The organism is Streptomyces sp. NPDC059957 (assembly GCF_042730015.1).
In the GTDB taxonomy this organism is placed as follows: domain Bacteria; phylum Actinomycetota; class Actinomycetes; order Streptomycetales; family Streptomycetaceae; genus Streptomyces.
The window spans coordinates 20,821-28,589 of sequence record NZ_JBHWMB010000090.1 but is presented as its reverse complement, the minus strand read 5'-3'; the positions used below and the strand labels follow the sequence as shown (position 1 = coordinate 28,589).

Annotated in this window: 8 protein-coding genes; 5 read left to right on the top strand and 3 right to left on the bottom strand. The window is 75.4% G+C overall.

Going from position 1 to position 7,769, the window contains the following annotated elements; translation table 11 throughout:
* The first annotated feature begins 82 nt into the window (after positions 1–82).
* The 3 genes from ACFWBW_RS36620 to ACFWBW_RS36610 all read left to right on the top strand — a co-directional run bounded on the left by ACFWBW_RS36620 (position 83) and on the right by ACFWBW_RS36610 (position 2,020).
* The gene (locus tag ACFWBW_RS36620; RefSeq protein ID WP_385382432.1) at positions 83–442 is read left to right on the top strand and encodes an STAS domain-containing protein; all 360 of its coding nucleotides are present in this window, start codon (positions 83–85) and stop codon (positions 440–442) included.
* Entirely contained in the window at positions 439–1,404 is a 966-nt protein-coding gene (locus ACFWBW_RS36615) for an anti-sigma factor RsbA family regulatory protein (protein ID WP_385382429.1), read from the top strand. The genes ACFWBW_RS36620 and ACFWBW_RS36615 overlap by 4 nt, the downstream gene beginning before the upstream one ends.
* A gap of 184 nt (positions 1,405–1,588) precedes the next feature.
* Complete coding sequence (locus ACFWBW_RS36610; protein ID WP_385382425.1) at positions 1,589–2,020, top strand: ATP-binding protein; 432 nt, start codon at positions 1,589–1,591, stop codon at positions 2,018–2,020.
* 46 nt (positions 2,021–2,066) lie between these two features.
* Here ACFWBW_RS36610 and ACFWBW_RS36605 read toward each other — a convergent pair whose 3' ends face one another.
* Positions 2,067–2,492, bottom strand: a complete 426-nt coding sequence (locus tag ACFWBW_RS36605; RefSeq protein WP_385382422.1) for a VOC family protein — start codon at positions 2,490–2,492, stop codon at positions 2,067–2,069.
* A 229-nt stretch (positions 2,493–2,721) separates the two neighbouring features.
* Between ACFWBW_RS36605 and ACFWBW_RS36600 the strand changes: the two genes are divergently transcribed.
* A complete protein-coding gene (locus ACFWBW_RS36600; protein WP_385382419.1) occupies positions 2,722–3,171 on the top strand; it encodes an SRPBCC family protein in 450 nt (149 codons plus the stop codon).
* Positions 3,172–3,396: 225 nt separating this feature from the next.
* A complete protein-coding gene (locus ACFWBW_RS36595; RefSeq protein ID WP_385382417.1) occupies positions 3,397–4,005 on the top strand; it encodes a response regulator transcription factor in 609 nt (202 codons plus the stop codon).
* 25 nt (positions 4,006–4,030) lie between these two features.
* On the opposite strand, the gene ACFWBW_RS36590 is transcribed toward ACFWBW_RS36595, so the two are convergent.
* A complete protein-coding gene (locus ACFWBW_RS36590) occupies positions 4,031–5,824 on the bottom strand; it encodes an ATP-binding cassette domain-containing protein (RefSeq protein ID WP_385382414.1) in 1,794 nt (597 codons plus the stop codon).
* Entirely contained in the window at positions 5,821–7,683 is a 1,863-nt protein-coding gene (locus tag ACFWBW_RS36585; protein WP_385382411.1) for an ABC transporter ATP-binding protein, read from the bottom strand. Before ACFWBW_RS36585 ends, ACFWBW_RS36590 begins: the two co-directional genes overlap by 4 nt.
* Positions 7,684–7,769: the final 86 nt, after the last annotated feature.

Below are 7,769 nucleotides of genomic sequence, written 5' to 3'. Positions count from 1 at the left end.
CTCCCAGATGCAGGTCTCCCGCATCCTGTCCCGAACCCTGGCACGGCTGCGCACCGGCATGCTCGCGGTGTAGGAAAGAACCATGAACTCCCCATCCGGCTCAGCGGCGGCCGGGGCGGGCGCGGGCGCGTCGGCCCCGCTGACCGCCCGGCCGTGGCAGGACCGTCCGGGCGCGCGCCTGACCGGCAGCTGCGACCTCGACACCCGCCAGTGCCTGTCGGCCGCGCTCGGCGCCGTGACCGCCATTCCCGGCCCCGTCGTCCATCTCGACCTTTCCGCCGTGGTCTTCCTCGACACGGCCGCGGTCGCCGCCCTCGTACGGGCGGCGGCCGCCCTCAGCGGGCAGGGCAGGCGCCTGCTGCTCCACGACCCGCCGTACTCTCTCCGCAAGGTCGTGGAGATGTTCCCGGACGAATGCGCCGCGCTGGAGGTCGCAGCATGATCACTGTTCCTGAGCCCGCCGGGCCCGGGGCGTTCGTCCATCCCGCCCTCTTCTACCAGGACCTCGACGCGTACGTGGCCGGTGTGGGCGGCTTCGTGCGCACCGCCCTGTCGGCGGACGAACCGGTCCTCGTCGCCGTCCCGGGCCCGCACCGGGACGCCCTGCGCGAGAGCCTCGGCGCGAGCGCCCCGGACGTCACCTGGGCGGACATGACGGAGCTGGGCCGCAACCCCGGCCGCATCCTGGCCGCCCTGCAGGACTTCGCCGACCTGCACGTGAGCCGGTCGGCCCGGATCGTCGGAGAGCCGATCTGGCCCGGCCGCTCCCCCGCCGAGGTCCTGGAAGCCACCCGCCACGAAGCCCTCATCAACACGGCCTTCACCGGCCGGCCCGCCACCATCCTGTGCCCCTACGACGTACGGGGCCTGGCGCCCGAGGTGCTGGCCGACGCCCGGCGTACGCACCCCACGCTGATCGAGCACGGCCGGGACCTGCCGAGCCCGGCGTACACCGACGCCGCGCAGGTTTCGGCAGACTGCGACCGGCCCCTGCCCGAACCCGAGGGCGAGGCGTCCCGGTTCGCGTACGCCCACGGAGGACTGGCCGAGGTGCGCGAGTACGCCGGGGCCTGGGCCCGCGGGGCGGGCCTGACCCCGGCCCGGCGAGGCGATCTCGTCCTGGCCGTCAGCGAGGCCGCGGCCAACTCCCTGTCCCACGGGGGCGGGAAGGGCACCCTGCGCCTGTGGACCACCGGCGGCTCGGGCGGATCCCGTGCGGGAGTCGTCGCCGAGATCCAGGACGCGGGCCTCTTGGCCGACCCCCTCGCGGGGCGCCGCCGCCCCTCCCTCGCATCGGCGAACGGCGGCCGCGGCCTGTGGATGATCCACCAGCTCTGCGACCTCGTCGAGGTCCGGGCCCTGGAGGACGGCTTCACGCTGCGGCTCCACATGGCAACGCCCTGACACCGGAGGTCACCTACACTCGGGACCGGGCTCGGGTGTCCTCGGGCCACTCGGGGGCATACGGACAGTCCGGGACACCGGCCACGATCTCGTCGGCCGGTCTCCCGGAACAGCGAACAGCGCGGCGTCGGCACGGGGGTGCGAGAGCACGGTGGAGACCATCGGAGCGAAAGCGGGAGATCCAGTGAGCGCCGGCCTTCCCGGTGGAGGCCAGCGGCGTCGCCTCGCCCTGACGGGCGTCGGGGGTGCGGTGGCCAAGGGCCGCGACTTCACCCGCCGGGCCCTGCGGGACTGGGGCTGGGACGGAACCGAGACCGCCGAGGACGCCCTGCTCCTCGTGTCCGAGCTGCTGACCAACGCCTCCCTGCACGCGGACGGCTGCCGCGAACTCGTCCTCACGGCCGGGGAAACCCTCCGCATCGAGGTCCACGACGCCACGACCGTCCTGCCCCTCCTCCACCCCGCCCCGCGACGCGGCACCCCGGGCGGCCACGGCCTGCACATCGTGCAGCGCCTGTCCGACCGCTGGGGCACGGACACCCACGAGCACGGCAAGGCCGTCTGGGCCGAAATCGAAGCGGCACGGCTGAAGTCCGGCAGGCCCACCGGTCCATGACCGGTCCGGCGCACGCCCGGAGTCACCGTCCGGCGCACGCCCGGACTCACCCAGCGGCGCCCTGCGCGGTGGGGTCCTCCCATACGGCCGCGAGGACGAATGCGTGGCCCGCCGGGTCGCTGAACCGCCGCAGCGTCGTGCGGTTGTCCAACTGGCTGCCGTCGTCCTCGGCCGCCACCGGGCGCGCTCCGAGGGACACGGCCTCGCGTTCGGCTTCGTCGAGGGAATCGGCCGCCACCAGGATCCGCAGATGGGCCTGTTGGGAGTCCTGCGGTGCGGGCCAGCTCGGCGGCGCGTGGTTCGGGTCGCGGCGGATCCCGAGGACGGCTCCGGAGCTGCCGGTGACGAGGAACAGCTCCCCGTCCCCGGTGGCCGGGCCGGCCGTGGCTCCGAGCAGTTCGGCGTAGAACCGGGCCAGGGGCTCGGGTTCCGCGCTGTCGAGGACGAGGACACTTGTCTTCAGTACGGTCATGACCCGCGTGTGCCCTGGGTCTTCGTCCGCACGCGCACCGTACCGGCTTGCTCCGTCGGGGAGTTCCGTCAGCGCCCGCGCTCGGCCCCCATGCCTTCCGTCCCGGCGGGCGCCGTACCGCTCGGGTCGCGCATGGGCATCCGGAGTGGGGGTAGCCGCGCCTGCGGATGTTCAACGGCAGGTCCCGCACCACGGGGTGCGGGCTGCTGACCACACGGAAGGGGTTCGCATGTCACACGTCGAGGAGTACGTCGAGGTCAACGTCCCCGTACGCACGGCCTACAACCAGTGGACGCAGTTCGAGGACTTCCCCGCCTTCATGGAGGGGGTCGAACGCATCGTCCAGCGCACGGACACGCTCACCCACTGGGTGACGAACGTGAACGGTGTCCAGCGCGAGTTCGACGCGCAGATCACCGAGCAGCTCCCGGACCGGCGCGTCGCGTGGATGACCGTCGACGGTGAGGCCCGCCAGGCCGGGCTCGTCACCTTCCAGCCGCTCGACGCGACCACCACCAAGGTCGTCCTGCACATGAACTGGGCCCCCGACGGCCTGGCCGAGGCCGCGGCCGACAAGCTCGGCTTCGTCAAGCGTCAGGTCGCGGGTGATCTGAAGCGGTTCAAGCTGTTCATCGAATCGCGTGGGGTCGCCACGGGTGCCTGGCGCGGCGAGATCTGACCCACGAGGCGAACCGGGCTCCCGCGCGAGGGCGCCCGTACCGCCTTACGGGAAGGCTGGGGTCCGGTCTTCAAGGGGGTTCCCCGCCTAAGGGAAGCGTGATTCCACGGTGTCTCGGCCAACTTGCCCGCGCGCCCCCGCGCGCCCCCCGCAGTGACGTTCCATCTCCTCCGTACGGGGGCAGCCGCGTGGTGCCGTTGGTTCGTCTACCGAGGAGACCACACCATGACCAAGGTCCTCGTCCTGCACAGTGTCAGCCTGGTCCGGTCGGCACTGGCCGCGCTGCTGAGATCGGAAGGCCCCTTCGACGTCACGTCGGCGGGGTGGCGCACCGCGGTCCGCCAGGCCGAGTCCTTACGACCAGACGTCACGGTCGTCGACCTCGACTGTCCGGGGACGGCGGCCGCTCTGGCGGACGCAGGACGCGCGAACCGTCAGGTCCTCGCGTCGCCGTCCGCGGTACTGGTCCTCGCGTCGACCGGCGCCCCCGGTTCCCTGCACCGTGCGTTCCGGGCCGAGGCCCGCGGCTACGTCGACAAGGACGGCTCGCCGGGGCGGCTCGTCCGGGCGGTCCGCAAGCTCGCGGCCGGGGAGCGGTTCATCGACGCCTCGCTGGCCTCCGCCTTCATGGAGGCCGACCCCGTGCCGCTGAGCCCGCGCGAGCTCAGCGTGCTGGCCCGGGCCGCGGAGGGCGATTCCATCGCCGAGATCGCCCGTACGCTGCACCTGGCGATCGGGACGGTACGCAACTACATCGCCGCGGCGACCCGGAAGACCGGCGGGCGCAACCTCATCGACGCGATCCGGATATCCCAGGGGGCGGGCTGGGTCTGATCCGCGCCCGCCGCTTCGTTCGGCGTCATGCGTCCGCGGTCCCGTGCCAGCCGCCCACCAGATCGCGGTAGAGCGGCGAGAGCGCCGGGAGTTCCGCGTGCGTGCCGCACACGGCCCGGGTCCCGTCGAGGACGAGGACCCGGTCGGCGCGGGCCGCGGACGAGACGCGGTGGGCCACGACCACCAGGGTGCCGGGACGCTCCGCGAGGGCCCGCTCGGCACGCTCCTCCGTCCGCGGATCCAAGTGACAGGTGGCCTCGTCGAGCAGCAGCAGCGGAGCCGGGGAGAGGTAGGCGGCGGCGAGCGCGAGGTGCTGGCACTCCCCCCGGGACAGCAGCCGGGGGGACACCTCGCCGTCCAGGCCGCCCAGCCGCTCGACGAGGCCCCCGAGCCCCAGGGAGCCGACGGCGCGCAGCAGTTCGGCGTCCCCGGGCACCGAGCCGTCCGGGCCCGCGGACAGGTGGGTCAGGTTCTCCCGCACGGCGCCGGTGAACACGTAGGCCTGCTGCGGCAGCAGGGTCCGCCGCGGATCCGGGCCCGCGGCCCCCGGCTCCCGGCGGGCGGCGGCGCCGGCGACGAGGACCGTCCCCGCACCGGGTGGCAGCATCCCGGCCAGCAGGGCGGTGAGCGTGGACTTGCCGATGCCGCTCGGCCCGACCACCGCGAGGTGCTCCCCCGCCCGCACCTCCAGGTCGAGGCCGTCGAGGACGGGCGCCGCCGCGGGGCCGTAGGCGAAGGTGACGCCCCGGAACTCGGCCGCTGGACCGGGCTCCCCCGGTTGCTCCGCCCCGCCCGGCTCCCCCACCCCGCTCGCCCCGCCCGCCTCACCCGTGCGGCGGGCTTCCGGGGGCGACGGTGGCGGCTCGCAGAAGCGCTCGAGGACCACCAGCAGCCGCGTGCCGGCCGAACCCAGCGCGGTCATCAGGGTGTTGAGGGCGGGCAGCAACGCCTGCACCACGTAGGTGAGGCCGCCTGCCAGCGCCCCGGTGGTGATCCCGTGCCCGAGCAGCCAGGGCGTCGCGGCGAGCAGCGCGATCACCGGCAGCCGGCCCGCCGCACCGAGGGCCAGGATGCGCAGAGCGGCCCAGCGCGAGAGCGTGCGCGCCAGCCGCTCCTGGGCGGCGATCAGTGGTTCCACCCGGGCTCGCGCCTCCGCTTGCCCGCCGCAGGCCACAATGTCGCGCAGCCCCTCCCCCAGCGCGCCCACCCGGTCCGCCAGCGCCTCGTCGGTGTCCAGGGACCGGCGCTGTACGGAGGCCATGGGGCGGAGCGTGGCCAGGAAGGCCACGACGCCCAGCAGCAGGGGCGGCAGCACGACGAGCAGCAGCACCGGAGCCAGCGCCGCCATGCCCGCGAGGGCGCCCATGGCGGTGAAGACGAAGGACCGTACCGTCAGGACCAGTCCGGCGAAGGAGTCACGGGCCATCTCCGTCTGCTGGGTCAGGCGGGACACGGCACCCGCGTCCGGTGCGCGCGCCGGGTCGGCCGCCGCGCGGTCAAGTGCCTGCCGCACCGCCCGGCGCACCAGACCGTCCCGCAGCGGTTCCACGAGGTCCGCGAGTCCGGCGAACACGCCGCGCAGGGCGAACCCGCCGATCAGTGCTCCGGCTCCGGCCGCGGCCAGCCAGGCGAGGCCGGTGGTGGTGCGGCCGGCGAGGAAGCCGTCGTCGAGGGCGCGGGCCACTCCGTAGCCGCCGAGGAAGGTCTGCGCGGATTCGAGGAGTGACCACGCCGCCAGCCTCCCGAGGGCGCTCTTGTGGCCGCGCAGGAAGCGCCGCCCCTCCGGTGCCACCCGGCGCCAGGTCTCCCCCTCGGTCATGGTGCGGCCTCCTGCTTCCCCGCCGGCGTCCGGCGGTCGTCCGCTTCCACCCCGGCTCCGGGGGCCTCGTCCGGCTCCGCCTGCGCTCCGGCCTCCGTCCCCGGCCCGGCCGCCGTCCCCGGCCCGGCGGCGAACACGGCGCGGTAGTCGGGGTCGTGCCGCCACAGTTCCTCGTGGACGCCTGCCGCCCGCACCCGCCCGTCCTCGAGCCATACGACGAGGTCGGCGCGGACGGCCGAGGAGAGGCGGTGCGCCACCACGATCCGGGTGCCGGGCCGGACCTCGTGCGCGAGCGCCCGCTCGACCTCTCGGGCCGTGACGGTGTCGAGGCTGGAGGTGGCGTCGTCCAGTACGAGGAGGCGGCCCGCGTGGCAGAACGCCCGGGCCAGACCGAGGCGTTGGACCTCGCCCCCGGACATCGGGGCGTCGGCGAGGTGCGTGCCGTAGCCCAGGGGCAGGCGCCGTACGAACGCATCGGCGCCGGCGGCGCGCGCCGCGGCCCGGACGGCTTCGCGGCCGGGGTCCGGACCCGCTCCGAAGCCGATCGCGTCGCCGACCGTGTCCCCGAACAGCGCGGGGCGGTCGAAGGCGTGGCCGACCTCTCGGCGGAGCGCGTCGGCGGTCAGCTCCCGCAGGGGTACGCCGTCCAGCAGCACCTGGCCCGCGTCCGGGTCGGTGAGCCGGCCGGCCACGGCGGCGAACAGCGTCTTGCCGGCGCCGGACCGGCCCACCACCGCCACCGTGGTGCCGCCGGGGATCACCAGGCTGATGTCGTGCAGGACCGCCGAGCCTGCGCGCACGACCCGGACGCCGCGCAGTTCCAAGGTGCCCGCCCCTCCTTCCGGCAGTTCCGCACGGCCGTGCTCGACCACCGGCAGGGCCAGGAGGGCGGTGGTCCGCCGGGCGGCTGCCCGGCCGCGGACGACGGCCGCCAGTGCGCCGGTCACCCCGCCGACACCGGCCGCGAGGCCCGCGTACCGCATGGCGGCGAGGAGTTCGCCGACCCCGAGGGCCCCGGCCGACAGCCGGATGCCGCCGACGGCGAGGACCGCGTACAGGAGCATGGGCATGAGGGCCGCGGACCGGGCCGTCGTCCCTCCGTAGACACGCCACATGCGCCTGCCCTCGGCGGCGAGTTCGGGCAACCGCGCGAGGATCCGGGTGCGTTCGCGCTCCGCGGTGCCCGCGGCGGCGATCGTGCGCGCCCCGGCGAGCGCCTCCACGAGCAGGCCGGCGGTCGCGAGCTGCACCTGCTGGTAGCGGGCGACGCTGGTGGAGGTGGAGCGGGCGAAGGTCCGCAGCAGGAGCGCGAGCAGCGGCACGCCCGCGAGGAAGGCGAGCGCGGTCCACACGTCGATGAGGAAGAGCGCGGCCACCGCGCCGATCGGCGGCAGCACCGAGGCGGCGGCGTGCGCGACGGCGGCCGGGACCCTCCCGGCCTCGGTGGCGTGCGCGGTCAGCCGCGCGGCGGTGTCTCCAGGTGCGTGGCGGGCCGCGTGGTGCGGGGCCGTCCCCAGCAGCCGGGCGGTCCCGAGCCTGCGCAGCAGGGCGGTGGAGCGGCCGTCCACCTCGCCGGTCAGGCGTGCGGCCGCGGCGTCCAGCGCCACCTCGGCGGCGATGACCGCGGCGCACAGCAGGGTCCAGGCCGTGCCCGAGGGGTCCCGGCGGAGCAGCAGGTCGAGGGTGTGGCCGAGGACCGCCGGTTCGGCGAGCGCCGCCGCGGCGGCCGCCACCGCGCATCCGAGGACGGCGGCGGTGCGTCCGGCGCTGTGCCGGGCCGCCGCCACGAGTGCCCGGTCGGCGTCGCGCGCCTCGGCGGGCGCCCGCTCCGGGCCGGCCGCCGCGTCGGGTGGGCTCATCGTCGGACGCCTCCAAAGACGTGGTGCGGGGCCGGGGGGGGGGACTCCCAGCTGCATCTCGGGCCCGCGCTGTGCCAGGGGTGTGG

Bases quoted from the DNA above. Each gene is read 5' to 3' on its own strand.
- ACFWBW_RS36585 (WP_385382411.1), bottom strand. From the start codon at position 7,683: ATGAGCCCACCCGACGCGGCGGCCGGCCCGGAGCGGGCGCCCGCCGAG.
- ACFWBW_RS36595 (WP_385382417.1), top strand. From the start codon at position 3,397: ATGACCAAGGTCCTCGTCCTGCACAGTGTCAGCCTGGTCCGGTCGGCA.
- ACFWBW_RS36590 (WP_385382414.1), bottom strand. From the start codon at position 5,824: ATGACCGAGGGGGAGACCTGGCGCCGGGTGGCACCGGAGGGGCGGCGC.
- ACFWBW_RS36620 (WP_385382432.1), top strand. From the start codon at position 83: ATGAACTCCCCATCCGGCTCAGCGGCGGCCGGGGCGGGCGCGGGCGCG.
- ACFWBW_RS36605 (WP_385382422.1), bottom strand. From the start codon at position 2,492: ATGACCGTACTGAAGACAAGTGTCCTCGTCCTCGACAGCGCGGAACCC.
- ACFWBW_RS36600 (WP_385382419.1), top strand. From the start codon at position 2,722: ATGTCACACGTCGAGGAGTACGTCGAGGTCAACGTCCCCGTACGCACG.
- ACFWBW_RS36615 (WP_385382429.1), top strand. From the start codon at position 439: ATGATCACTGTTCCTGAGCCCGCCGGGCCCGGGGCGTTCGTCCATCCC.